Annotated in this window: 18 protein-coding genes and 1 riboswitch; of the genes, 10 read left to right on the forward strand and 8 right to left on the reverse strand. The window is 55.6% G+C overall.

Translation table 11 applies throughout. From position 1 onward, the window contains the following. Positions 1-60: 60 nt before the first annotated feature. Both Pla52o_RS23650 and Pla52o_RS23655 read right to left on the reverse strand, forming a co-directional pair. A complete protein-coding gene (locus tag Pla52o_RS23650; protein ID WP_146597108.1) occupies positions 61-411 on the reverse strand; it encodes a hypothetical protein in 351 nt (116 codons plus the stop codon). Continuing rightward, positions 411-1,553: a DUF1559 domain-containing protein gene (locus Pla52o_RS23655; RefSeq protein ID WP_146597109.1), complete on the reverse strand. Its 1,143-nt coding sequence runs from the start codon at positions 1,551-1,553 to the stop codon at positions 411-413. The genes Pla52o_RS23650 and Pla52o_RS23655 overlap by 1 nt, the downstream gene beginning before the upstream one ends. A 262-nt stretch (positions 1,554-1,815) precedes the next feature. Between Pla52o_RS23655 and mntR the strand changes: the two genes are divergently transcribed. Continuing rightward, positions 1,816-2,229 (forward strand): manganese-binding transcriptional regulator MntR, encoded by a 414-nt coding sequence (mntR, locus tag Pla52o_RS23660; RefSeq protein ID WP_146597110.1) that lies wholly within the window; start codon positions 1,816-1,818, stop codon positions 2,227-2,229. A gap of 92 nt (positions 2,230-2,321) precedes the next feature. Here mntR and hemP read toward each other — a convergent pair whose 3' ends face one another. Next, complete coding sequence (hemP, locus tag Pla52o_RS23665; protein ID WP_146597111.1) at positions 2,322-2,522, reverse strand: hemin uptake protein HemP; 201 nt, start codon at positions 2,520-2,522, stop codon at positions 2,322-2,324. A 411-nt stretch (positions 2,523-2,933) separates the two neighbouring features. On the opposite strand from hemP, the gene Pla52o_RS23670 reads away from it, so the two are divergent. The 6 genes from Pla52o_RS23670 (at position 2,934) to Pla52o_RS23695 (ending at position 11,176) form a co-directional block, all read left to right on the forward strand. Then, positions 2,934-3,797 carry a DUF1559 family PulG-like putative transporter gene (locus Pla52o_RS23670; RefSeq protein ID WP_449289965.1) on the forward strand — a complete coding sequence of 288 codons (864 nt, stop codon included), beginning with the start codon at positions 2,934-2,936 and terminating at the stop codon, positions 3,795-3,797. Then, positions 3,794-4,255, forward strand: coding sequence for a carboxypeptidase-like regulatory domain-containing protein (locus tag Pla52o_RS23675; RefSeq protein ID WP_146597113.1), 462 nt, complete (start codon positions 3,794-3,796; stop codon positions 4,253-4,255). The genes Pla52o_RS23670 and Pla52o_RS23675 overlap by 4 nt, the downstream gene beginning before the upstream one ends. 85 nt (positions 4,256-4,340) lie before the next feature. Then, positions 4,341-6,074, forward strand: coding sequence for a Kelch repeat-containing protein (locus tag Pla52o_RS23680; protein WP_197169464.1), 1,734 nt, complete (start codon positions 4,341-4,343; stop codon positions 6,072-6,074). Between the two features lie 174 nt (positions 6,075-6,248). Beyond that, positions 6,249-6,493, forward strand: a riboswitch (cobalamin riboswitch). A gap of 452 nt (positions 6,494-6,945) precedes the next feature. After that, the gene (locus Pla52o_RS23685; RefSeq protein WP_146597115.1) at positions 6,946-9,810 is read left to right on the forward strand and encodes a ribonucleoside-diphosphate reductase subunit alpha; all 2,865 of its coding nucleotides are present in this window, start codon (positions 6,946-6,948) and stop codon (positions 9,808-9,810) included. Positions 9,811-9,844: 34 nt separating this feature from the next. Beyond that, positions 9,845-10,126 (forward strand): hypothetical protein, encoded by a 282-nt coding sequence (locus Pla52o_RS23690; protein ID WP_146597116.1) that lies wholly within the window; start codon positions 9,845-9,847, stop codon positions 10,124-10,126. A 3-nt stretch (positions 10,127-10,129) separates the two neighbouring features. After that, positions 10,130-11,176 carry a ribonucleotide-diphosphate reductase subunit beta gene (locus tag Pla52o_RS23695; protein ID WP_146597117.1) on the forward strand — a complete coding sequence of 349 codons (1,047 nt, stop codon included), beginning with the start codon at positions 10,130-10,132 and terminating at the stop codon, positions 11,174-11,176. A 15-nt stretch (positions 11,177-11,191) separates the two neighbouring features. On the opposite strand, the gene Pla52o_RS23700 is transcribed toward Pla52o_RS23695, so the two are convergent. After that, positions 11,192-12,238, reverse strand: a complete 1,047-nt coding sequence (locus Pla52o_RS23700) for a glycosyltransferase family 9 protein (protein ID WP_146597118.1) — start codon at positions 12,236-12,238, stop codon at positions 11,192-11,194. A gap of 299 nt (positions 12,239-12,537) precedes the next feature. Further along, positions 12,538-16,296, reverse strand: coding sequence for a serine/threonine-protein kinase (locus tag Pla52o_RS23705; protein WP_146597119.1), 3,759 nt, complete (start codon positions 16,294-16,296; stop codon positions 12,538-12,540). 1,088 nt (positions 16,297-17,384) lie between these two features. On the opposite strand from Pla52o_RS23705, the gene Pla52o_RS23710 reads away from it, so the two are divergent. Then, positions 17,385-18,428 (forward strand): acyl-CoA desaturase, encoded by a 1,044-nt coding sequence (locus Pla52o_RS23710; RefSeq protein WP_146597120.1) that lies wholly within the window; start codon positions 17,385-17,387, stop codon positions 18,426-18,428. A 414-nt stretch (positions 18,429-18,842) separates the two neighbouring features. Here Pla52o_RS23710 and Pla52o_RS23715 read toward each other — a convergent pair whose 3' ends face one another. Next, positions 18,843-19,862, reverse strand: a complete 1,020-nt coding sequence (locus Pla52o_RS23715; RefSeq protein WP_146597121.1) for a rhomboid family intramembrane serine protease — start codon at positions 19,860-19,862, stop codon at positions 18,843-18,845. A 169-nt stretch (positions 19,863-20,031) separates the two neighbouring features. Further along, on the reverse strand, positions 20,032-20,472 hold the full coding sequence (locus tag Pla52o_RS23720; protein ID WP_146597122.1) for a YkgJ family cysteine cluster protein: 441 nt from the start codon (positions 20,470-20,472) through the stop codon (positions 20,032-20,034). A 231-nt stretch (positions 20,473-20,703) separates the two neighbouring features. On the opposite strand from Pla52o_RS23720, the gene Pla52o_RS23725 reads away from it, so the two are divergent. After that, positions 20,704-21,627, forward strand: a complete 924-nt coding sequence (locus Pla52o_RS23725) for an SHD1 domain-containing protein (protein ID WP_231612615.1) — start codon at positions 20,704-20,706, stop codon at positions 21,625-21,627. Between the two features lie 498 nt (positions 21,628-22,125). Further along, entirely contained in the window at positions 22,126-23,292 is a 1,167-nt protein-coding gene (locus Pla52o_RS23730; protein WP_231612616.1) for an SGNH/GDSL hydrolase family protein, read from the forward strand. A 215-nt stretch (positions 23,293-23,507) separates the two neighbouring features. Here Pla52o_RS23730 and Pla52o_RS23735 read toward each other — a convergent pair whose 3' ends face one another. After that, positions 23,508-24,854 (reverse strand): enolase C-terminal domain-like protein, encoded by a 1,347-nt coding sequence (locus Pla52o_RS23735; RefSeq protein WP_146597123.1) that lies wholly within the window; start codon positions 24,852-24,854, stop codon positions 23,508-23,510. Positions 24,855-25,173 lie beyond the last annotated feature (319 nt).

Below are 25,173 nucleotides of genomic sequence, written 5' to 3' on the forward strand. Positions count from 1 at the left end.
TGGACTGCGACGGAGTCCGGTTCCGCACACGGCCTTGGTCGTTCGCGCTAGGGCATGGTCTTAGCGTTGCACTTGATCCTCAAGTGCTTGACGACATGCCCTTGCGGCTTTCTGCCATTGCCCCGCTTTGGCGGTTGCAATGATGCTCATGATGGCTTGGTTGGCCGCGGACGAGAAAGCTTGCTCCGTTTCAAGTTTTCGTATTTGATTCTCGATCTGCTGCAGTCCGTCGTCACTTCGTTGATTGCAAACACGGTACAGTGCAATCGTCACATCGTAGCCCATTTCATCAAGCTCTACCCGTGAATGGGACCACCACCACAGCCCCGCAAGACCGAGGGAGACCACTAGAATGAATCCGACTACCCAAGGCTTTGAGTCGACATTTGATTTTTCTACGTTGCGCGCCATTAGAATTTCTCCCAATTAATGACTTCGTGTTCATTCATGCTGGAGAGTTCCGCCCACAGAAACAGATCGACGAAGTCGGTGACAAAGCGTATCGACCCATCGCCCATGCAAACATTGCCGCCGCCGAGATGCTCGGCAAACATTTGGCCCACGTGATAGGTCGGAAAGTTGACCGGATGGATGATCGGATTGCCGGTAATATCCAATTCGCCTCCGGACGGTCCGGCGTGGACCAGCGTCAAGGTGGCCGCCGCATCGGGGCCGTTTTCGGGTGAGCGGAAGCGAGGATGCGTGAATGCGCCGGGCACCACGCCCACCCATGTTTTTTCGCTCAATGCCGAACTGTGTTCACCAAAGAAGAGGGTGTTGCTCGTGCCATCAAGCACATCGCGGAATTTAGTTTTCGAGTTACGGAAAAAGGGGCCATCGGCGACGTTTCCGGCGTCCCCGTGGATTGAAACGATTGTGGTCGTGGAGGTGTAGATATTGGTAAATACTTCACCCGTCGCTGCGGCTCCACACTCTCCCCAGCAACTTTCTTGACCATGGCTTGCGACGTAGTGGCTGCGGCCGAGTTGCACTTGTCGTCCTTCGACCACAAGCGGGTTGCCGCTAGAATCACGTACCACGAAAGGGGCGTCACCGCCGCTGGCGCTGGGACACAAAAACATCGGCAATGTGGTTGCAATCGCTTGCTGATTCGCTGCCGACCAAATCGGTTGGTCGAGCCGCAAGTTTTCAATCACCGTATTGCCTTCGGCAAACGGCAACAACCCCGCCGCCCAGCCCCATCCGGGGCCTGCGTCCCAGGTGACCGCATCCATCCGCACCGCTGCGGGGGCCGATCCATCTCGGGTCGCGTAGGAAACGTAACCGGAGGGTAGGCGTTGGTATGCGGAGTGATAGTTGTGGGCTGCCAGCCCTATCTGACGCAGGTTGTTGCTACATGACATCCGCCGGGATGCTTCACGGGCAGCTTGGACGGCAGGCAGTAATAGGCCCACCAGGACTCCAATGATCGCAATCACAACCAATAGCTCAACTAACGTAAACGCCACGCGAGCACGTTGGGGTGAGGAGGTGATCGGCAGCGATGGTGGTGCTTCAGCTCGTCTTTTGTCGATTCGTGAGTGGGGGTGCATTTGAATTCCAAGTTGGAGTGATCGTTTTGCCGCCAAAGTTAGCCGGGGCTAACTTTGGCGGCGTTGAAAAACAGAGCTTCTGCTCTGGGATGCGGTTCGTGTTAGCCGAGGCTAACTTAGTTGGGCGGGAGTTTAGGGGGTGGGGTGCGTGGCAGCAAGGGGATTCAGGGTGGAAATATTTGTGATAGGATGAGCGTTGAAAAAAGGATGCCGATTTTCACTGGCTTTGACACCACTTTGGGCTCAACGAGGGAGCAAAAACTTGACTTCCAAGACTTATCGACGAATTCGATCGGATCATGCCAGTGAAGTTGCGGAGGATTACGTTGAAGCGATCGCCGATGCCATCGCTCAGCGAGGCATTTGCCGCGCGATCGACTTGGTGAAACATTTTGCGGTCACCCATGCTACGGTCAACAATACGATCGGGCGTCTACAGCGCGATGGTTTGGTCGTGACCGAGCCCTACCAACCGATCGATCTAACGGCCGCAGGCAAACGGTTGGCAACCCAGTCTCGAAATCGCCACGAAATCGTGGAAACCTTTTTGCAACGCATGGGCGTCAGCGCCGCCACCGCGGCGGTCGACAGCGAAGGAATCGAGCATCATGTCAGCAAAGAAACCCTTGCGGCAATGAAGCGAGTGCTCACCAAGGGGTGGCCCGAGAACGAGTGAATCGGGTGGGCGAGCGGATGCTGTCCCCAGAAGCGTGCTGCGCCGCAGGCGCGCATCGAAACCATGACGCGGCGTCTCCGCATTCGCCGTGATCATTTAGTCAGGATTAGTTTGCCTTGGCGAGTTTCTCTTAGCCGGTAGAGCATGCCTTGATGCTCGATCCAAATCTCGTCTCCACACCTCGCTAAATCTTTGAAGCGGACGATTTTCGGCGCAATCTGCTTGCTCCAGACCCCATCGGCGGATGCGTTGTCTGCGGGATCGGGCGGCAGCGGTTCGCTTGGAAACGTCATAAGTCGTTTTGAAATGAGGGCTTAGGATGATTGGCTCTTTTTTTACTCACCCATTCTTGCGAAAAACGGCTCGCCGCACAATACTTATTGAGACTGATTCGCATTATCGAATCGGTATCGACGACGCAGCAAGCCATGGATTTCGGTCCCAGCCGATCGACTCTCGCGACTCCTTAGCCAGCCACGCTCGATTTGTTCTTGATGCAATTGCTTTCCCCCCGCCAAGCACGGCGAGGGCAGCAGCGATTGGCATCTCGACTGATCCCCATTTCGTGTGAGCTCTGAAGGAGACCTTTCGTGAATTTAACCTCTACCGCTGCGCGCGCTGTCCCCAAGACGCGCGCTGTCCCCAAGACGCACTCTGTCCCTACGGGGGGCGGGCGCCGCCGACCCCGCGCGGGCTTTACGCTCGTGGAATTGCTGGTCGTGGTCGCCATCATCGGCATTCTGGTCGGTTTATTGTTGCCCGCCGTCCAAGCCGCCCGTGAGGCAGCCCGTCGCATGTCGTGCTCCAACAACATGCGTCAAATTGTGTTGGCAACCCACAACTACCACAGCACCTTCGGGCAATTTCCGGCCGGCAGCGTGCAAAGCAATTTCATCAGCCCGTTTGTCTCGGTGCTATCGCATCTGGAGCAGTCCAGTCACTACGAGCAATGGGATTTTTCAAAAAACTACAGTGATCCTTACAACGAAAATGTTTCGTCTCAGAAGATCGCAACCTTTCTCTGTCCCTCGATGGTGCTCCGTCGCGACACGCCCGAGAGACGACTTGGTACGAATGGGCTTCCGGTCGAAACCGGCGGCCCGGCCAGCTACCTGTGGTGCGAAGGGACCGATGACTACATGCAGCACGGTGACGGATTGTTCGGGCTCGATTGGCCAGCCTACGGATATCAAAACCCACCGAACCGTTTCCGCGATTGTTTGGACGGAACGTCGTCGACTCTGGCCTTGGGAGAGACGGTCTATAACTACGACGACTACCTATGGAGTGGCAGCACGTTGCCCAGCGGAATGGCTGGAACAGTCAAATGGGGCACCGCCCGCTGGGTCGTCGGTTATCCCAAAATCTCGCTTGGTACGACGCTTTTCCCGCTGAATGTCCACACCGCAGCGAATGTCGGCGGATTTGCCAGTCAACATCCCGCTGGAGCGCACTTCGTATACGCCGACGGAAGCACGCGTTTCATTAGCGATTCGATCGACTATGAAATCTACAATGCCTTGGCGAGCAAGAATGGGCACGAAATCATTGCGGGAGAATCGCGATGAAACGCGTTCATTGGCGGATCCAAATTTCAGTCGCTTTCTCATCGGCGATTGCCATAATGATGATTGCCGGTTGCACCCAAAACGAGGAGGGGCGGCTTGCCATTCAAGGCACGATCGAGATCGGGGATCAACCGATTGATCATGCCACCTTGGTTTTAACGCCAACCTCTGCTGGCGGCAGTACTGTGACCACGCGAATTAAATCGGGACACTTCTCTTTTACTCGTGAAACAGGACCTCGAGCCGGAGAGTACACGGTGCGAATCAATCCCGACGAGGCATCGATCGAAGCGATTGTCGAAGTCGCCAAACGCGACCCGAACCAGGCGGCACGGGAATTTCGTGCTCAGCCGATGTCCTCGTCGCGGCGGCCATTCGAAGCCGGAGCCAACGCGATGATCAACATCACTGACAACGAAGCGACTCCGCTTTCCATTGAGCTACGCGGATCGAAGTGAGTTCGAAGACCATGGGGGCCGCCTCAAGGGAATGCCCCGCACGTTTCCCATCATCAATCCATTTCCACCCAACAAGTTTTTTTCAATGAAGACCATACAAAACATCGCGATCGCGACTTTATTCACATTCGTTAGTTTGTTCGGCACGCTCCACGCCGAGGCCCATTTCCCTTGGCTCGCAGTGGATGGCGAGGGGAAACCGGTGTTATTTTTTGGTGAAGATCTCAGTGATCGCACCTACCCGTTTCCCGACTCGATGCGGGAGTTCAAGATCCAGCAACGCGACAAGGCGGGGCAATCACAGCGATTCGAGATGAAGCCCGTTTCGACGGAAACGTTGGTAGGGCTGAAAGCGAGCGAATCCGCCAAGTCCGAAGGTTCGCTCTACGGCACGCAACCGTACGGAATTTATCACGGTTCAAAGCTGGTCTATTTTGTTCAGCACTTTCCTGGATCGGGGCCATCGACGTGGATTGATTCGGCGAGCGATTCGATGCTGCGAGCGTCGATCACACCGCACGGCGATGGAATCCGCGTTGCGGTTCACTGGAACGACCAACCGTTAACGAACGTCGAAGTGAAACTCTTTTGCCGCGAAGGTCATCAGGAAGCGGCGGCAAAGACCAGCGAGCAGGGCGTCGTCACATTCACGGGCGACGAACTCGAAGCCGGGTTGAACGCCGTAATGGTTGGCTTCACTGACTCGGGTGCATCGGGTACCTTTGAGAGTGTGCCCTTCCAGGCGACGAGCAACTACCTAACCGCCACCTTTAACTGGCCGGACCAGAGTAGCGATTCGGGCAGCGGCGATTCGGGCAGCAGCGATTCGGGCAGCAGCGATTCCGGCAGCAGCCCCAAGGTGGCTAAACCCTCTTCGATGACAAAGGCGGACTTCTCCGTGAACGTGCATCCATCCTCGCTTCCCGATCTGCCGTTGGAGTTGACCAGTTTTGGTGGCGCGATCGCTAAGGGAACCTTGTTCGTCTACGGTGGCCATACCGGCAACGCCCATTCGTATTCCACCGCGGAACAATCTGATGCGCTATGGTCGTTGGATCTTCAGGGCGGCAAGGAGTGGGTTTCGCTACCATCGGGACCCCGCTTGCAGGGACTGGCGATGGTCGGTCACGGTGATTCGGTCGTTCGCATCGGTGGGTTTACGGCGATGAACGAGGAAGGCGACGAGCAGGACTTGCAATCGCAAGGGAGCGTTAGCCGATATGACGTTGCCACCCGAACGTGGAAAGAGTTGACGGCGCTTCCCGAACCGCGATCGTCGCATGCTGCCGCAGTCATTGGCAACGACGTTTACGTTGTGGGCGGTTGGTCGATGGCGGGCGAAAGCGAAACCAAGTGGTTGGGAACCGCATGGACCGCCGATCTAAGCAAAGAGCCTTTGCAATGGAAAGCGATGTCGTCGCCGACGTTTCGGCGTCGCGCCTTGTCGGTTGCCGCCCACCAGGGGCGCATCTACGCCGTCGGTGGAATGGACCAAGACAGCGGGCCGAGCACGCGAGTGGATGTTTATGATCCTAAGTCAGCCCAATGGACCCAGGGGCCTGCGTTGGTCGGCGAACCGATGACCGGCTTTGGGTGCTGGGCACAATCGCTCGGGGGCCGGCTGTACGTCAGCACGATTAGCGGCAACATCCAACGATTGAGTGAGGACGAGCAGGCGTGGGAAATCGTGGGCCACTACGAACCCGCTCGGTTCTTCCACTGCATGTTGCCGTTGACGGAAAAATCGATGGTGATGGTCGGCGGGGCGAACATGTCGATCGGCCGATTCACCAATCTCGATAAGGTGGAAATCGAGTAGGGGGGCGGGGGATGTCCCCCCTTTTTACCTCACGCTTCATTGGTGCGATGAAGCGGGCGAGGGAATGATTTTGGACTCGTGCCGGAGTCGTAATTTCCCGGCTGAAGCGTCGGGACGGGCATTCGAATTTGCCTTGTCCTTTCAAATTGGATTGACGCCGCAGTCGGAGTTGATAGATTCTTAAGCGTTCGTGGTGACTCGCGGTGTTTCTACACTCGCGAGCGAACAGGGAACTCCGGTGAAATTCCGGGACGGTCCGGCCGCTGTGAACTGCCTCGGGTGCCAAGCATCCAAATCGAATCCTCCTTCGTTAAAAGTGCCATTGCTGAGAAAACTCGTTCATTCGAGGGCATCAGTGAGAAGGCTGTGAGGATTGAACGGCAGTGAGTCAGAAGACCTACCACGAAATAGACGGTTTTGTGCCCTCTCGGAATGGGGTGATCGTTGCAACGTGAATTGCGGAAAGGTTCAGCGAGCCCGCTAACCGACGCTCCTGATTTTTCCATCGCACGTTGATAACTTTTTACATGGTTCGTGAGCTTCTGCTCGATCGTTGTCGTTGTCTCCCCCGCGCGTTGCACGCTGAGCGTTGCGATCGGTACTTCCGTTCGTGATCAAGGTGGCTGCGAACCGCGAGGTGTCACCGCAAAAGTTTTAGTGCCACCGCAAAAACATTCAGGGCCGCAGTAACGCGTTTTCCGCCCGCTCGAGTCGCATCGTGTAAGCGATTGATTTGGTTCCGCGTGAACCGACCCTCGCAAACGGTTCACGTCGGAGCGTGTTGCGAAGAATGCTCTGCTGCTTCAGTGAAACGCTTTTTGCCAGTTGCGCTAGCGATCGAGGAAAGCCCATGCCGCAGGAATGAATGATCATGAGTGATACGAGATCGGAAAAGGCTGGCCCGGTCGGTGCCGTGCTAAAGGTCCGCAAACGTGACGGTCGCGAGGTCGACATGGACCGCAGTCGAATCGCGTCGGCCATCGAAAAGGCGTTTCATGCGGAATTGAATCTAGCCGATGGACAACCGCTTGGTGCAGAGATTGACCAAGATATCCTCGCGATCATCGAGCAAGTCTATGCGTCGGCATCGTCCAAAGCGTCGAAGGGATGCTTGAGCGTCGAACAGATTCAAGATGTCGTCGAAATTGGCTTGATGCGGCGTGAACATTTCCATGTCGCTCGCCGATACATTTTGTACCGCACCGAGCATGCGCGGTTGCGAGCGGTGCGGCATGTCGATGCGGACTTGGACGAATTGGCGGTTGAAAACCGCGAGGCGACACCACGGATGCGATTGCAAATCGAACCGGGGGTGTATGTGGCGTTTTCCGAAGCGAGGTTGCAATCGTTTCTCGACTCGATTCCCGAGTCCCGATTGCCGGGTATCGAGACCGAGGAAGTGATTGCCGAAGTGATCCGAGGTTCGTTCGATGGGATGACTCCGGGTGACATTGCACGCGCCCTGGTGCTGTCGGCGCGCAGTCGCATCGAACGCAGTCTTGACTACGATCGGTTTGCCGCCGCGTTGCAGTTAGCGATCGTCTATCGACAAACGCTCGATGTGACTCAAAGCGATGAACATTTTGAAACGACCTATCGCGATCGTTTTGAGCACTACGTCATCGAGGGCGTTCGCTGTGGACGATTGTCCGAACAATTACGCTCCTTCGATCTCGAGAGAATTGCCGCGGCCTTGTTGCCCGAACGAGACAAGTTGTTTCGTTATTTGGGCGTCCAGACGATCTATGATCGTTACTTGTTACATGTCGAAGGCCGACGCATCGAAACCCCCCAATACTTTTGGATGCGGGTCGCGATGGGATTGGCGCTGCGTGAAGAGGAGGACCAGAGAACTGCACGCGCGATTGAGTTCTACCAACTCCTTTCTTCGTTTCGCTTTACCAGTGCGACGCCGACGTTGTTTAATTCGGGGACTCGACATCCGCAATTGAGCAGTTGCTATTTGACGACGGTGCAAGACGATTTGGCACACATTTTCAAGAGCATTGGTGACAACGCCATGCTGTCGAAATGGGCTGGTGGATTGGGCAACGACTGGACCTCCGTGCGCGCGACCGGTTCGTTAATCAAAGGCACCAACGGCACCAGCCAAGGGGTGATTCCGTTTTTAAAAATCGTCAACGATGCTGCGGTCGCGGTGAATCAGGGGGGCAAACGCAAAGGAGCGGTGTGCGCCTACATGGAACCATGGCACCTCGATTTTGAAGAGTTTCTCGATCTCCGTAAGAACACCGGCGATGATCGGCGGCGAACCCATGACATGCACACCGCAGCATGGATTCCAGACCTCTTCATGCAGCGACTACGTGATGGCGGGATGTGGACCATGTTTAGCCCCGACGAGGCGAGCGATTTGCATGACGCCTATGGGCAACGCTTCCGCGAGCGATACGAGTACTACGAAGAGCTTGCCGCGGCGGGGAAAATGAAACAGCATCGCCAACTGCCCGCGATCGAGCTATGGCGAAAATTGCTGACGCGAACGTTTGAAACCGGGCATCCGTGGGTGACGTTCAAAGATCCGTCGAACATCCGTAGCCCGCAAGACCATGCCGGCGTGGTTCATAGCAGCAACCTGTGCACGGAAATCTTGCTCAATACCAGCGCGGACGAGACGGCGGTTTGCAACCTGGGCAGCGTCAATCTTGCCGCCCACGTGGTCGACGGTCGTTTGGATCACGCGTTGCTCCAAGCGACGATCTCGACCGCGATGCGAATGCTCGACAATGTGATCGACATCAATTACTACCCCACACCGGAAGCTCGTAACGCGAATCAGCGTCACCGCCCGGTCGGGTTAGGAATGATGGGCTATCAAGACGCGCTGCACCAATTGGGGATCGCCGTTGCCAGTGACGAAGCGGTTGAGTTCGCCGATCGCAGTATGGAAGCGATTAGCTACTTTGCGCTGCTCGCATCGACCGAATTGGCTGCCGAGCGTGGGCACTACGAATCGTATCGCGGCTCGAAGTGGGACCGGGGTTTGTTGCCGATCGACACCATCGAGCTGTTGCAACAACAACGCGGCGACACCATCGATGTCGATCGCAGTGAGACGATGGATTGGCAACTCGTTCGCGATGCGGTTGCCGCCCATGGGATGCGAAACAGCAATTGCTTGGCGATCGCGCCGACCGCGACCATCTCCACCATTATCGGGGTGACGCAATCGATTGAGCCGACCTACAAGCTGTTGTACGCCAAAAGCAATCTGTCGGGTGAATTCACACAGATCAATGAACCGCTGGTCAATGTGCTTCGGGAGCACGGTTTGTGGGACGCCCAAATGCTCGATGATCTGAAGTACCACGACGGTTCGTTGGCTGATATCCAGCGAGTCCCTGAGCCGATTCGACGGTTGTTCGCCACCGCCTTTGAGATCGAGCCACAGTGGTTGATCGAGGCGGCGTCGCGACGACAAAAGTGGATCGACCAAGGCCAGTCGCTAAACCTGTATTTGGCCAAGCCGAGCGGCAAAGCGATCGACTCGATGTACAAACTTGCCTGGCAACGCGGTTTGAAGACGACGTATTACTTGCGTTCACTCGCCGCGACGCAAGTTGAAAAGTCGACGGTCGACGTAAATCGTCATGGCATCCAACCTCGTTGGATGAAATCGGCCAGCGAGTCAAGTGAGATTCGCATCGACCGCGGACCGCAGCCAGTGCCGTCGGCGTGTTCGATTGAAGATCCTGACTGCGAGGCGTGCCAATAGGCCGCCACGCGGGTTGCCGCGTTGGACGATCGCGATGCGTTTCTATATCAACTGGCTCGAGCGAGGTTTTCGCGTCGTCCATACGCCCGGCATTGCTCGGGCATATATGCGAATCGAAAACGACGGCGATTTTTTTGTTTTGACCGATCTCGGGGGCTGCGATTTGCCGCAGCGAAACGGTCCCTTCCAAATCACTCAGTTCAGCAAAGACGACCAAGTTGTCGATGGCCCGATGGTTCTCGACAGCCGACTAGGGCTAGCCGCTTGGCTTCGCTCACGATGCACCATTCCCATTCCCACCGACCCTCGGATGTAAGCCATGTCCCATTCCAATCCAAATGAAACTCAAGCCACTCGCTTTGCTGCAAACGAAAAACGATTGATCAATTGCAGCCAAGTTGACGTCAATCAATTGATGCCGCTGAAGTACAACTGGGCCTGGGAGCACTATCAAAACGGCTGCGCCAATCATTGGATGCCGACCGAAGTTCCGATGACCAAGGACATTGAAACGTGGCGGAGCGATCGAATGAGTGACGCCGAACGCCGTGTGATCATGCGAAACCTCGGGTTCTTTTCCACCGCCGAAAGCTTGGTCGGCAACAATCTTGTATTGGCGATCTTTAAACATGTGACCAATGCCGAGTGTCGCCAATACTTGTTGCGACAAGCCTTTGAAGAGGCGGTGCATTCACACACGTTTTTGTACGTGGTCGATAGTTTGGGGTTGAACGAAGGCGAAGTGTTCAATATGTACCACGAGGTCCCTTCGATCGCGCGGAAGGATGCCTTTGAGACCGAGTTGACCGCCGAAGTGCTCGATCCGCACTTCACCACGTCGACGGAGGAAGGGGCCCAGACGTTCCTAAAGAATTTGATCGGATACTACCTGATCATGGAAGGCGTGTTCTTTTACACGGGCTTTGTGATGATGTTGTCGTTTCATCGCCGCAATCTGATGACCGGAATCGGCGAGCAGTTTCAATACATTTTGCGTGACGAAACCATCCATTTGAATTTCGGTATCGATCTGATCAACGGCATCAAGGCTGAGAATCCTCAGCTCTGGACCGAGTCGTTCCAGCACGCGATGATCGACCGTGTCAAGCAAGCGGTCGAGTTGGAGCTGGAGTATGCGAGCGATTGTTTGCCCACCGGGATCCTGGGGTTGAATCATGACCTGTTCCGCGATTACGTCCAACATATTGCCGACCGGCGACTCGAACGCATCGGGCTACCGATGCAATACGGTTCTTCGAATCCGTTTCCATGGATGAGCGAGACGATGGATTTGGCTAAAGAGAAGAACTTCTTCGAAACTCGCGTGACCGAGTACCAGTCGGCCGGCAGCTTGAGCTGGGACTGATGGCCGGCGGCGCGACTACGCGGCTCCGACTAGCGGTTGTTTTCCCTGCAGTTCATCGATCGCAGCGCAAACGTCCGCGACTTGGATCGCCCGCATTGCGGAGTTGTTGGCATTGCTGCGCTGCCTTCGCGAGCTCGATTCGTATGCTTTTTGAATCGCAATCTGACCATAAGGTCCCGAATCACCGGGACGTGTTGCGCCATACAGCCCGATGGTTGGGGTGCCGACTGCAACCGCGATGTGCAACGGCCCGGTGTCCCCGCTAATGAATAAATTAGCGTTACTAATCAGTGCCGCGAGGTGATGTAGATCGGTGTGGGGCGCCAATACGGCCGCTCCGTCGGCTTGGGCCACGATCTTATCGGCCATCGCTCGCTCTTCGCCGGTGCCCCATACCACCGCGGACTGATAGCCGTAGCGATGCTTTAGGTAGACGGCGGTTTGTGCAAAACGACTCGCTTCCCATCGCTTCGAAGGCCATGTTCCTCCTGGGTTGAGGACGGCAATACGCTTGCTTGGAATGGTGCGGCGCCATCGTGAAGCCCAAACGACGGAGGCATCCGAGACCGGCAAGTCCCAGTGAACCGAAGGAGAACGAAGGCCAAGGGGCGTGAGCAGTTCAAGGGAGCGATCGGTGAGGTGTCGAAACGCAGGAGCGATACGCACGTTGTTCATCAACCGGCTGAGTTCACCCCCGTATTGCCCCGCATAACCGATTCGCTGGTTCGCGCCGGAGATCCATCCGGCCAAGGCCGACTTGGTGTTCCCTTGGCAATCGAGCGAAATGTCGAATCGATGGGGCCTCAACTGTGCACGTGCCGTGTGAATCCCCTTGGGAGAGAGAAACCAGTTGCGCTCCAGTGAAATCACTGCGTCGAGGGCTCGGTGCCCCCGCACCATCGGTGCCGCTTTTCGCTCCACCACCCAACCTAGATAGGCGTCGGGGAATTTGGCACGCAAGGCGCAGGCAACGGGGAGCGTCAAAATCGCATCTCCAATTGCGCTCAGGCGAGCGATCAGAATACGAGGTCCACGTCGGGACTCGGTTTTTGGTTTGGACATGACGGCGATCCTTCGCACGAAAAAAGAGAGGCGTCCTGCGGCCGATTCTAAGCTCCCAGGCATAGCCGATGCCAGAGAGATCGCACGGAGTGGCATTTGGCTCGCTAGCAAATCCATTCCGCGAAAGGCGCTGCGGCCGATTTTCCATCGAATCCTGCCGCTGAAGATCGACAAACTATCGCCCCTTTGCGGTGCTCAACAACGGGGCGTGCGATGCAAAAGAGCTCGTGGAGGGCTAAGGGGGCGCAATCCAGCAGCGCCGCCAGCGAAGGTGGAAAGCCTGTGCCCGTCGGATGCCCTTAAATCGTGTAGAGTCGCGAAAATCGCTGGGAGTCGACGATGCCATGGTGGTCCATTCGCTGGATCAGACGCCCGGCGGACTTGCCATGGTCGATCACCGCGATCGCATCTTCGGCCGCCAATTGGTACGGGCGAAGTCGATCCTCTTTGCTCATTTCCCAGGCGATCACGAGATGCTTTCGCGCCTCGGCAATGTCTTTGGGCGAGCACGCGGTGAGCTGCAGCAGTAGTCCTTCGTAGAAGTGAGCCATGGCTTCCGCGAACGGATTCCGCTCACGACGCAATCGCACAATCGCCTTTTTGACTTGCTTGCCCCAAGGTCCTTGTGGATTTTGTTTAAGCAGATGCAACCCAACCAAGGCTACAAATTGCTGCACCATCACGCGATGCGCCTGGACTATGGAAACCATTAGATTGTGCCATGAGGACGGCATCTTGCTCAGTCGCTGCGACGCCCCTTGGTAATCCCCTTTGTAGAGGTCGATTTGCATCAACGAGATCCACTCAAAGAAATCGAGCATTTGCACGTCCCGGCTCTGCCCCATTTTTGCTGCATTTTGAATGCGAATCCGCTCGCTTTCTTCCACCTGGTCTCGCATCAACCACGTGACGCCGCCGTGGCCACTGCTCATGATCATCCATTGCAGTTGATCGTTTCGCTGCTGGGAAAGCTCAAGCATTTCTTCGCCCATACTGCGCATTTGTCCCCAGCGACCGATATGCCATAGAGCGCACAGGCTCATGGCGCGGACATGGCAAAGTTCTTGGCCTACGTGGTCCTGATGTTCACTGTAATGATTCAAGCACTTTGTCATCGGCGCCTCCACGCTGCTCCAACGCATCGCGAGCCCTTGTAAAAAACCGATTCCAGCCCAGACGTCCCCGATCACTTTTGCGTTTTTGGTTGCAATCGCTCGCGGCAAGAGTTGCTGCATCACGATCTCACTACGGATCCGTTTCGCTCCACGGTCACGCGACGAAAAGAGGGCGTTGCCGACTTCCACCAGGATTCGTTCAGCTTCGTTGCCATAGCGAATGGCAAGGCCGGACCCGACGATGTTCAATTCGAAGGCATGTAGGTTATCGAACATCGCTAACGGGTTTGAGATCGACAGGCATAGATTCAAACGTTGGCGATTGCGAATCACCGTTTCATCGGTAGCGGCTTGATCGTCCGGTCGTTTGCTCGCCCCTCGCATCGACACGTAAGCAAAATTCAGCAGCAAACGGGCAATATTGATCTGGCTTAACCAACGCGGTTTTGCAGACGGCAAATTAAGTAATTCAGTTAGCGTGCGAAGCTGATCACGTGCCTCCTGGAAAAATCCGCTGCGAATCAAAAGTGAGGTTGCCTTCAATCGATAGTTGACGCTCTCTTTATGGCCGACCTCCAACGCGAGCATTTGGAAGTACTTTGCGGCATCAGCGAGTCGATCGGCTTCGATAAACGTCTCTGCGGCGATGCGAATCCGTTCGATGCGTTCGGGGCCATGCAGGTGGTCAATCGCTCTGGCGTGCCAACGAGCGGATTCGGTTTTCGCAAAGCAGCGGTCTGCGTCCTCCGCAGCAAGAATTGCGAAGGAAACCGCGCGACTCGGTTCATGGGCATTGAAGAAATGGCCGGCGATACGCGCCGCTAATTTACCGCCTTGATTTTGGCGAGAAAGCAGCCTCGCCCAAGCTAAATGACATTCGCGTTTTTGCTCCTCCGTTAGCGTTTTCGCCAAGTTGTCCGCGATGCTGTCGTGGTAGACCGAGATGCACTCGTCGCCGGTGATATCATCGCGTACCAATCGCTGTTGGACGAGTTCTGAAAGCACCGCGTCAATCGACTCGCCAAGCCCGGTCAGCTCACTGAGTTGTTCCGCCGATATCAAATTTTCCGCAGTCACGATATACGAGAGTGCGGTCCTGGCTTCTGCACTCAATCGTGCGACACGCAATTCCCAGAGCCGCTCGATGTTCGACATGCTTCCCAATTCCCCGTCGGCACGTTCGCCTGTGACGGTATGGTGTAGCAATCCTCCGGGATGGAATTCTTCGGTAAAGTCGACGAGGCGAAGCGGGGAGCCTTGGGCTGCGGTAATCAGTGATTCCAATGCGTCGTGGTCGAGTTGTACCGACCACCGACGAGCGGCATGCAATAGTAGTTCCTTGGACGCCGCGTGCGATAATGGATCGATTGATAGTTTCAGGTGCGGTGGCGAGACTTGCCGGTCCCCTTTAGGACGTGAAATCGTAATGATCCCAAGCATGCCCCCCGACACATTTTGAAGACGATCCAGCACGTTTAGACTGTCGCGATCCGCCCAATGAACGTCATCAATCAAGAGGATTAACGGTCCCATCAATCGCAGTTCTTCGCTTAATCGCACTCCCGCTTCGATTGCATCGAGTCGCTGGGAAACTTTTCGGACCGGGACTGCCGAAACGCTGGCTTGCACAACGTCCTTCAGCACGGGAAACGCGGAGTGCAAAAACTCGGCGCTGACGGGATCGAGTTGCATGATTTCTCGATCGCTTTTCATATAGCGAGTCGCAATGGTGTCGGCGATTTGATCGAAGGCTTGCATCGGAAAGTCTTCACCCGACCGGCACTTCGCCTGGAACAGTTGTCCCCATCGCTTGGAGCGAACGTATTGCTCAATCTCTTCCACCAAGCAACTTTTACCGACTCCCGATTCGCCCTCGATATGAAGACGGCCCACCCCGCCGTCGAAAATACTATCAACCCAAGCAAATGCTTGGTTCAACTCTTTCTCGCGTCCAATGATGGGACGGTCGAGGAATAGAAAACGCGGTGACGTCGATAAGCCAAGTCGCGATAGTTCCGCGGCGGTAGGGCGATCCACGGGATCACTTTGTAGCATCTCTAGACATGCTTCACGCAGCACAGTGGGGACATCCGATGACAAGTCCTCTACCGCTTCACTGATCATCGCTTCGTCTTCACGACGACAATCTTGGGAGCGTTCGATCGAGAGGTGTAGTGGATCGCTCGAACGGTCCAAAACTCGCAGTGCATCGAGCATGACCAAGCCAAGGCTGAACACATCGCTGGCGGGTAAATAGTATTGCTCCCACAGGCTCTCCGGTGCAAAGAAGTGCGGTGCCCCCACCAAGTAATCGCGAAATCCATTCGGATCATCTGCAATGTCAATCGTGCCAACCAGTCCGTAATCGATCAAACGGCCCCGCCCCTGATGATCGATCATTAAGTTTTGGGGCTTGATATCGCGATGCACCAAGCCGTTGGAATGCATGACCGCCAATGCCGATGCGTATTGACGCATCAACGAGAGTAGGTGTCGGTAGCCATCGTTGTCAGCTTGGGTCAGCTCCCAAACCCCCACCGCAAACGTTTGCCCTTTGACCTCTTCCATGGAAAAGGCAATGTAGCCGTCGAGATAATGAATTCGGTCGACATGGATTAAACCCGGATGTCGCAGAGGGATCATGCGGCGGAAGCCAAGTTTGTTGCGCACCAAATTCTCGCACTTGGCGGGCGTCAGAAGCTTCAGTGCGCAATGATGCCCCGTGTCTTTGTTGCACGCGCGATAAACAAATCCACTGGATCCTTTGCCGAGCAATTCCCCAAGCACAAACGAACCGAGCTGGTCCCCGGGTTTCCATGGGGGAATGAACTGATCGGTCGAACCGTCGGGCAAATGGGTTTCGCGATCCCGCTGTCCACGCACCTTAGTGTCCGAGGCAGGATCGACGGGAAAAAATTCTTCGTTCTCACGTAGATTCCGCATTTGCTTGCCCCAGAGATCCACTGGCTAGACGGTGATCACCTAAATCATAAAGGCAGGATTATAGGTCATTGCATCCGATGCGACAGCGAAAAATCATCGAGTGGGTTAAAAAGAATTACAAGTTGGGGGCACCGAGTCGTCTCGCGAACTCGAGTTTTAGAGTCACTTTTCCGCTAAGTGTTCGGCAATCCGAAGCCTTGGAGTTGGGTGGCATCTGCGATTTTAAGCGTCACATTGCGGCCCGAAACGCAATCGATTGCACGAATTACACGTTTTTTCTCGTGTTGTAAATTTGATATCGCTGGCGGTGGCGTTCGTGGAGCAGACGCCTTCTCTCGAACCCGGTCGGCGACGTTACCCACTACCATTTTTGCTAGCGGATGATGGGGGAAATCCCTCGTTCCGCGTGGATCGCTGCGGCCGTCACATCGTTCATAGCTGTCACATCGTTCATCACTGGGTGAAGCTGCGATCTGTGGCAATCTTTACGCTGGCCGGCGCTCTTTACGTCGGCCGATGCTCGTTCGATGACGCGATCGAGCATCCCCTGCTCCCACTCTCCCCGGTTTGTCGGCAAAGCGTTTCAGCAGCCCCCATCGCTCAACGGATGGTTCGCATCGACCGCTCGAGTCCCTCATGGCCTTTTTTCCCCGCTGCCCAATCACCAGTCCGTGGACGTCGACGATCGCGGAGTTCCGTTTTTATGGTGGCAACCCAGTTGTGGACGGGAGCTCGGCGTTGGCGATCGTGAATTCCTGATCGCTTGCGGTCTGGTCACATGCCGATGGTTCGCTGAGCTTCGGGAAACGGCTGAGCTTTGGGAAACTAATGTTCAGCACCTGGGGGGGGCTAGCAACCTTGACTCAATCGTCTCGCCACAACGGCTTGGTGGACCGTGCGACCTTACCTATGGAGGGGGTTCTCCGGTTTGTCCTTCGAGAATCGGCGGACTTTTACACTCCTGTTACACAGGATACCCCGATCTGAGACAGATCGGGGCTTGCCGTTTTGTACAATCCCCGTACTTCAGACAACTTCGTGAGCTGTCTGACGCTCCACATGGACATTCAAAGACAGGATCACTGCTCATGGCTTCGGTCATCCCTCCTACCCAAAAACAGACTCGCCGCGAACGGAAATCGTTGGATCGGATTCAGCGTTCATCGAATCCAAAATCGGATCGCGATCAGCATTCGCCTCATGCGAGCCATGATCATGCATCAAAGTTGCCAGCAAACGCCCATCCGACTGCGAGCGAACGACGTCACGTCAAGAACCTCAGTTATTGGGCGATTGGTTGGTTGACCTTGGCTCATCTCGTCGTGCTCGCGGCCCCGTTCTATTTTTCCTGGACCGGGTTGGCTGTGATGCTCGTCCTGCACTGGATGACCGGAAGCTTGGGGATTTGTCTTGGTTACCACCGTCTGTTGACGCATACCGGGATGAAGACCTATTCGTGGGTTCGCTATACGTTTGCAACCATTGGGACTTTGGCGGGTGAAGGCTCGGCGCTCGACTGGGTCGCCGACCATCGCAAGCATCACGCCCACAGCGATCATGAGGGCGACCCGCATTCGCCGCACGAAGGAGGTTGGTGGGCTCACATCATGTGGCTCGCATTTCACACCCACAATGGCGATCGAACGGCCTACCTGCAGCGCTGGGTACCGGACCTTTACAAGCAACGCGGGATGCGGATTTTAGACATGTTGTTCTTGCCGCTTCATATTGGAGTGGGCTGTGCCCTGTACGGCATTGGTTACGCGATCGGCGGCGTCGATTTCGGGCTTTCGCTTCTGATCTGGGGCATGTTCGTTCGCCTCGTCGGTGTCTTGCACGCGACTTGGATGGTGAACAGTGCATCGCACATGTGGGGCTACAAGAACTACGAAACGACCGACGACAGCCGTAACAATTGGCTCGTTGCGATCGTGGCTTACGGCGAAGGTTGGCACAACAACCACCATGCTTACCCACGGATGGCCAAGCATGGCCACAAGTGGTGGGAGTTTGACATCACATGGCAAGCGATTCGCTTGTTGCGAGCGTGTGGACTGGTTTGGGACGTGGTCGATTATCGCACCGTCGCAGAAAAGCAAGCGGGCGAATCCGCTCCTACGACCGCAGCTTAGGCATCGCTGCGGATCATGAAAACAAGAAAACGTCGCGGGCACGCAAGTGTTTGCGGCGTTTTTTTTTGTCTCGGGCTGTCCTTTGGAAAGGCGTTGCCCGTTGGCCGCGCGACGGAACTCGGGTTGTTCACAACCCGAGGTGTCCGTTTTGAAGTGCCGTGTTTTTCATAATCCGAAGCGTCCGCGAGGGAATGTCCCTCATGACTCGGTCCCTCATGACTCGGTCCCTCACGGAGGCTTCGGGTTGTGATTTGCTGAGAAAGACGGCAATACAACGGCACTTCAACAGGGGCGAGTCCGTTTACCCCCTCCCCTAGGCTGATGCTCTCCCTTCATGGCTCGCAACTTCGAAGCCTTGAAAACGGGACGTTCTTGGGGGCGAGCTCGCTGGGGGCGTCTTTGGCGTCGAAAACGCTATCGTTTGTGAGAGATGAGGAAGGCCGCGGCGACGCCGGCAAGCAATCCGCCCAGATGGGCGCCGTTTGCGATCGGGCCGAACATCCCTGTCATGCACAAAACCAGCCATCCGAGCATTAGCATCACGTTCCCCTGCGACAATCGAATCGGAAACGAGGCGTCCATTTGGGGGCGAATCCATAAATAGCCAAACAATCCGTACACGGCTCCTGAAGCTCCGATCGCAAAAGGGGATCCGGCAAGCGCATGGAGCATCGGGGGCAAGGATTCCGAGCCGGGAAGCGAGACCTGAAGCAGCATCCCGGCTAATTGGCTGACGAACAGCAGGACCGCTAAAAACAGCGACCCCTGCAGCCGTTCGATGGCGGACCCCAGCAAGAAGATCCAAATCATATTGAACGCCAGGTGCAGCGGATCGGCGTGCAAGAACATCGGAGTGATGAAACGCCAAACCTCTCCTTTTCGGATTGACGCGAACCAGTCGCCATCGCTTTCGGCGTAGTCGCGTCGATCGACAAACGACATCGCGTAATCCACCGATTGCTCGCTCGTCAACTTGCTCGCGTCCGGCGAAAGGCGTGGGCGTCCAAAGCCGCCCGCAAAGCTGGCGATCACCGACAGAACAATCACGCCAATGGCGACCGGAATGTTCTGCTGTCGCGCGGCAAAGCTCGAGCCTCCTAGTCCTCCCATCGCAGGTCTTCCCCCCGATGTGGGCAGGGTCCGATGCAATTTTTTACGCTCGGCGAGTTTCTGCTGCTGCTCGCTGACGCGTTTGTCGCGCAGCGCGTCCGCTTTGCTTTTGACTTGATACGTATCGGACTCGGGCGATTGCACAAACAAGGCGAATTGATTGCGTGCTTCGTCCACGTCCTGCTCGTCGCGAATCCAGATATCCCACTGGGGATTGTCCACGCTCGCATCGGAATCGGCGGCGGCGTCAATGGACAACGTCAGCAAGTAATCGCAAAACCGATGAGCAAGAGTTTCGTTTTCAAGGCTGCCGATTCGCCGCATCAGTTCAAGGCCGTGTTATCGAGTAGAGGAGGATCGCGTCATGGATCGTAGAAGTTTGATTGTGAGGGGATAGTTGTACGTGGAAGTGTCGGAAAAAGCACTCCCACAAAGGCTTCCGCTCCTCGACATCGAGCGCGTTGATGCCAAGCGTCGCAGGCAATCAATACACTCACACTGATTTTTCTTTTCGTTGGATCTCGATTTCAGCAAAGCTGAACACCCGCCCTTTTCCGGAACCGGGGCACACGCTGCAGGTTTCATTCCAGTCTTTCTTGGTGGCCAGATTGCTGTCCCAAAACGGCCATGTCCGGCATTGAATCGGCCGGGAATCATAAACCGAGCATTTGCGGGTTTCGGGATCCAGCAAGATGCAGTCCCCATCGGGATACTCTTTCAAACTCTTGTTCGCTCCGACTTGCCGAACAAATTGATGTTCGAAGGAATCGACATCCATGTTCATTGCGTTGGCAAGGTCTGCGATTTCATCCTCATTGACCCACACGAATCCCGGCTCACCGCTGCAGCAATCCCCGCACTGAGAGCACTCAAAGCGAAGCCCATCGGCATACCAGGGGGCAGGACTTTCTTTCAATGATTGCTTTTTGGCCATGGGGGGGAGGGTGTTTTGAGAAAACGGTTTGCTTTCGAACGGTTTCGATCCCGAGCTCATTTGGAGCGTCAATTGTCCCATCACTTTATCGTTCGAAGGCAACGAGGTCGACGCGGCCAAGCTTTTTTGTCGTCGCTTGAAGTTCACCGCCGTGGTCGTTCAAGTTGTTTCAGGCAGCCATCGTGTTAAATTGAAGATAGTCGCCAATTTGCTTATTAGGGAGCTAGTGCAATGCGAGTCTTCATTCCGCTACTACTGTTTCTGTTAGTCATCGTCGGGATTGCCGCGTCCGCCGATGCTCGCGAGTGGTCGAATCCCGATGGTCAATTCAAACTCGAAGCCGAGGTGATTGCGTTCAACCCGTGGACGGTGGTTTTGAAGCGTCCCAGTGGGAAGTTGGTCGCCATCGAGCTGGCGGAATTATCCCAGAGCGATCGGGATTATATCGCCTCCAAAGAAGCGACCGACAGCTTTGCGAAATCGGCTGATGAAATGCAAACCTGGACCGCATTCGACGGCATGATGATCCGTGGGCGTGTGATTGCCTACGGCAAGAAAGATCTGGTCATTACCCGGCGAGTGGGCAATGTCTTCGTCAATGGAATTCCGTTTGCCAGGATGGCTCCTCTGCATCAAAGTTTGGTTTTAAAGATTGTCTCTCATCTCGAAAATGAAAAGCTCGAAACGGAGAGGGATCTCGAAGCGTGGGCAAAACCGCTCGGAGCGGACGCGAAAACGTATCCGCTTCAAGGGGTCTTGATGAAGCTCGAGAGCGGCGACGAGATCAGCCTGCCCTTCTTTATGTTTGCCAAGAAGGACCTCGCCGTATTGCAACCGGGTTGGGAGCGGTGGCTTAGCCAAGAAAAATACGAGCAGGAACAAGCACGCGAAAACTTGATGGTCCAATCCTCGGCGATGCAATATCAACGTGCCAATCAACGCTATTACCAAGTCGAAAGAATGAAGCTCGATATGCTTGCCGCCGCGACGGGGGTGAGCTCCATTTGGGAAGTCATCGTTGAACCTCGGCAAGGCGTTTACGGTCATCGCACCAGCATCATGGTGACGGCGAGGAACAGCGATATCGCGACACGAATGGTGGCGGTTCGCTATCCTGCGTTCGCGGTGATCGGGGTGCGCCGGGCAAACTTTTAGTGTCCCTGGCGAGCTCACTCAAACCGCCCACGCTAGGCTGTGAATTGCATCGGAATGACCCACGATGTCTTAACAAGATTTCTTAAACCGCTTGCTCAACAAAACGTGGCTTTTAAGTGAGGAATGAAATCGTAACCCCAAGCGTCCGTTTCGAAGTTTTGGGTTTTTCATAACCCGAGTCGTAAGCGAGGGAATCTCACGCTTGCACCGGTCCCTCGCTGACGCTTCGGGAGGGGGATTTTTCAGCATTCACGCACGATCCACGTCCTCGCTCGATCTGCAACCGTCTCCGGCGGGAATTCTTTCTGGATTGAAAGCCGAAGCGTCCAAAGCATTCAGCGTCTGCGGCGACACGTTACACTATCGATGATGTCGTGGCGGTTCGTGTTGCTCTGCTCTTCCGATGAAGTTACTTCGCCTGTGAGTTTGCTGCTCCGGAAAATCGGATGCTGCCCGCCGCTCCCCCCCCTGCCTTTTCCCCTTCCGCTGAGAGACCCCATGATGATGTTCTTGTTTCGCAACTTGTTTCGCAATTTATTTGCCGCCTCGCTTGTCGCATTCGCGTCTTATTCGTTCGCTCAGGATGTCGCGATCGGCAAACTTGACCCTGAGATGGAGGTCAGTAAGAAAACGGTCGACGGGCTCGATTGGTACGATGTGACTCAGTGGGGCGTCGAAGGACGCATCCTCCCCGACCAAGAACGGCAACAATGGTTCGATCGATTTCCGGCGTCAGCGCAACAATCGGTCACAAAAAATGTCTGGAACCTAAGCCGGGACAGCGCCGGAATGATGGTGCGATTCAAAACCGATGCCACCTCGATTCACGTCCACTACAAACTGAAAAAAGCCAACTTGGCGATGCCGCACATGCCTGCGACGGGCGTCAGTGGCGTCGATCTCTACGCTCGCGATAGCGAAGGAAAATGGCGATGGGTGCAAGTCACCCGGCCTACGTCGCAAGAGGTGAAAACCGAGATCGTCGGCGGACTCGCCGCGGGTCAACGCGAGTATGCTGCCTACTTGCCGCTCTACAACGGTGTTGAATTCATGAGCATTGGCGTCAAACCCGGCAGCCATTTCGAAGGCTTGACCCCTCGTCAAAAACCGATCGTGTTCTACGGGACAAGCATCACCCATGGGGCCTGTGCCAGCCGACCGGGGATGGTTCACACCGCAATCGTGGGGCGAATGCTTGATGCCCCCGTAATCAACCTTGGTTTTTCTGGTAATGGCCGCATGGACAAAGAGGTTGGTGACTATTTGGTGCAAACCGATGCCGCCGCCTTCGTCATCGATTGCTTGCCGAACATGGGCCCCGCCGATGTCACGGCAAAGTGCATCCCGTTGGTAAAGCAACTGCGTGAAGCTCATCCGAAGACACCGATTGTGCTTGTGGAAGACCGTCGCAACACCAACGATTGGATTTTGCCGAATCGCCAAGCACACCACACCCGCAATCACGCCGCGTTGAAGGCCGCCCACGCAAGCTTAGTCGCCGAGGGAGTGACCAATCTGCATTACATTCCAGGCGATTACCTGTACGGTGACGACAGCGAAGGAGCGACCGATGGATCGCACGCCAACGATCTTGGCTTCATGCGACAAGCGATCCTGTTTGAGCCCGTTTTGCGTCGTGCAATCGCCACCGAAACGTCTGAATAATCGAACCGCATTGACCAAGTCTTGGCGTCCGCAGACCCTTCGACTTTGTCTTGGGTCATTCAGAGACTTTTAGGCGTTCAACAAACGCCTCGTATTGTAATTCGCTCGGATCTCGACGGTCGTCATCGCCCAGGTGAGCTTAGGATTCCAACATGATTTTTCGGAATCCAAAGCCCCCTCGCTCGATGCGGTGGCGGTCCGTCTGGTGAGCCCGCTCAATCCTGCGTCGCCTCAAAGATGACTCCTTTGCGAGTGGGACTTCGGTATCGCCATGCCGTTCCATCGGGGAAACGGTACTGGTCGACAAAGCCGGGGACAAATTCCAATCCCCAACCCGGCGCTGTTGGCGCGACATAGTGACCGTCGCGTGTTTGCACTGGATGCTCGACTGATTCTTGTAGGAAATCGATGTACTCGACCAATTGGGTTTCGCTGTGGCCCGCCACGGCAATCTGGTCCCACATCCCGTAGTGCTGGATCATGTTGCACAGTGCGATGCCCCCTCCATGCGGACAGACAGGAACACCAAACTTTGCCGCCATCAAAACAATGGCCATCACGTCGTTCACCCCAGCGACGCGAGTCGCATCGATTTGGCAATACTTGATCCCGCCGCTTTGCAGCAATTGCTTAAAGATCACCGGTGACGCGGCGTGCTCGCCACAGGCGAAGTCAAAACTCGCGTCGGCGAACGTTTCGGCTAATGCGACATACCCCAGCACGTCATCACGCGCGATTGGCTCTTCGATCCACTTTAAATCGAAATCGCGATACGCTTCGAGATGCTCTTTGGCCTCCGGTATGCCCCAGTACTGGTTCGCATCGACCATCAAATTACAATCGGGACCAACCGCCTCGCGAAGGAAACGGAGACGCCGAACATCTTGTTGTAAATCGCGGCCCACTTTCATCTTGAACGAATCGAATCCCTGCGAACGCAGTTTGTCAATTGTGGCGAGGATTTGCTCGTCACTGAGGCCGAGCCATCCTGCGGTGCAATACGCTTTGGGGCCGTGCTGCAGCATTTCGGCTTCGCGCCGCGGCGCGTCGGTGCGAGCTTTTCGTAGAATCGCGACCGCTTCGTCTCGAGTCAACGCGTCGCGCAGGTTGCGCCAATCGATACAGTCGGCGACGAATTCGGGCTCGAGGTCAACGAGCAATTTCCAAAGCGGCTTCTGTTGTGACTTTGCCCATAGGTCCCACATCGCATTGATCACGGCACCGGCTGCCATGCGAAAGACACCGTCATGCAACCAACGCAATTGATGGTGGTCGATCAGACGTTGATACAATCGAATCGGAGCCTCCGCAAAATCATCGAGCGACGTGCCCACAATCAATTGACACAAATCCTCGATCCCATGACAAATCCAATCGGTTCCCGCACCCACGGTAAAAACGATTGACTCACCACGCCATTCCGAATCGGTTTGTAGATGCAACACCGCAGCCGAATAATCGGGCTGAAGATGAAATGGGTCCGAGCCAAGCATTTGGTCCGATGTCGGAACGCGGAGATCCAGGACGTTTGCCGACGTGATTTGAACAGAACGATTTACCATGCGACATTCATTTGCGTGTGGAGGGGACGATCATTCGAAGCCGAAACCGTTTGCGGCACCCTCGGTGGGTGGGTGTCGCATGGAAGGAGAGTCATCGCTGGGGCGGCCTGCAACGCCAAAGCTCAGGAGCCCCCTTGCTCGGTCACCCCAGCAAGGCTGGAGCGACCGATTCTACAATCAAAAGGACTCCGTGGGGCTTTGTGGGTGGGCGTCTGCGACCCCCGGTTATTCGAAAAGGCATCGTTGCGGTGAACTCGCACCCCCAAAAGCTCGCACCCCCAAAAGATTGCGCGGCGGTGATCCCGCATCGGACGTTCCA

Source organism: Novipirellula galeiformis (genome assembly GCF_007860095.1).
Lineage (GTDB): Bacteria > Planctomycetota > Planctomycetia > Pirellulales > Pirellulaceae > Novipirellula > Novipirellula galeiformis.

Coding starts and splice junctions, on each gene's coding strand:
- Pla52o_RS23715 (WP_146597121.1), bottom strand. CDS start 19,862: ATGCGGCGAATCGGCAGCCTTGAAAACGAAACTCTTGCTCATCGGTTT.
- Pla52o_RS23710 (WP_146597120.1), top strand. CDS start 17,385: ATGGCTTCGGTCATCCCTCCTACCCAAAAACAGACTCGCCGCGAACGG.
- Pla52o_RS23720 (WP_146597122.1), bottom strand. CDS start 20,472: ATGGCCAAAAAGCAATCATTGAAAGAAAGTCCTGCCCCCTGGTATGCC.
- Pla52o_RS23650 (WP_146597108.1), bottom strand. CDS start 411: ATGGCGCGCAACGTAGAAAAATCAAATGTCGACTCAAAGCCTTGGGTA.
- hemP (WP_146597111.1), bottom strand. CDS start 2,522: ATGACGTTTCCAAGCGAACCGCTGCCGCCCGATCCCGCAGACAACGCA.
- Pla52o_RS23735 (WP_146597123.1), bottom strand. CDS start 24,854: ATGGTAAATCGTTCTGTTCAAATCACGTCGGCAAACGTCCTGGATCTC.
- Pla52o_RS23690 (WP_146597116.1), top strand. CDS start 9,845: ATGCGTTTCTATATCAACTGGCTCGAGCGAGGTTTTCGCGTCGTCCAT.
- Pla52o_RS23695 (WP_146597117.1), top strand. CDS start 10,130: ATGTCCCATTCCAATCCAAATGAAACTCAAGCCACTCGCTTTGCTGCA.
- Pla52o_RS23685 (WP_146597115.1), top strand. CDS start 6,946: ATGAGTGATACGAGATCGGAAAAGGCTGGCCCGGTCGGTGCCGTGCTA.
- Pla52o_RS23700 (WP_146597118.1), bottom strand. CDS start 12,238: ATGTCCAAACCAAAAACCGAGTCCCGACGTGGACCTCGTATTCTGATC.
- Pla52o_RS23680 (WP_197169464.1), top strand. CDS start 4,341: ATGAAGACCATACAAAACATCGCGATCGCGACTTTATTCACATTCGTT.
- Pla52o_RS23725 (WP_231612615.1), top strand. CDS start 20,704: ATGCGAGTCTTCATTCCGCTACTACTGTTTCTGTTAGTCATCGTCGGG.
- Pla52o_RS23730 (WP_231612616.1), top strand. CDS start 22,126: ATGATGATGTTCTTGTTTCGCAACTTGTTTCGCAATTTATTTGCCGCC.
- Pla52o_RS23675 (WP_146597113.1), top strand. CDS start 3,794: ATGAAACGCGTTCATTGGCGGATCCAAATTTCAGTCGCTTTCTCATCG.
- Pla52o_RS23655 (WP_146597109.1), bottom strand. CDS start 1,553: ATGCACCCCCACTCACGAATCGACAAAAGACGAGCTGAAGCACCACCA.
- Pla52o_RS23705 (WP_146597119.1), bottom strand. CDS start 16,296: ATGCGGAATCTACGTGAGAACGAAGAATTTTTTCCCGTCGATCCTGCC.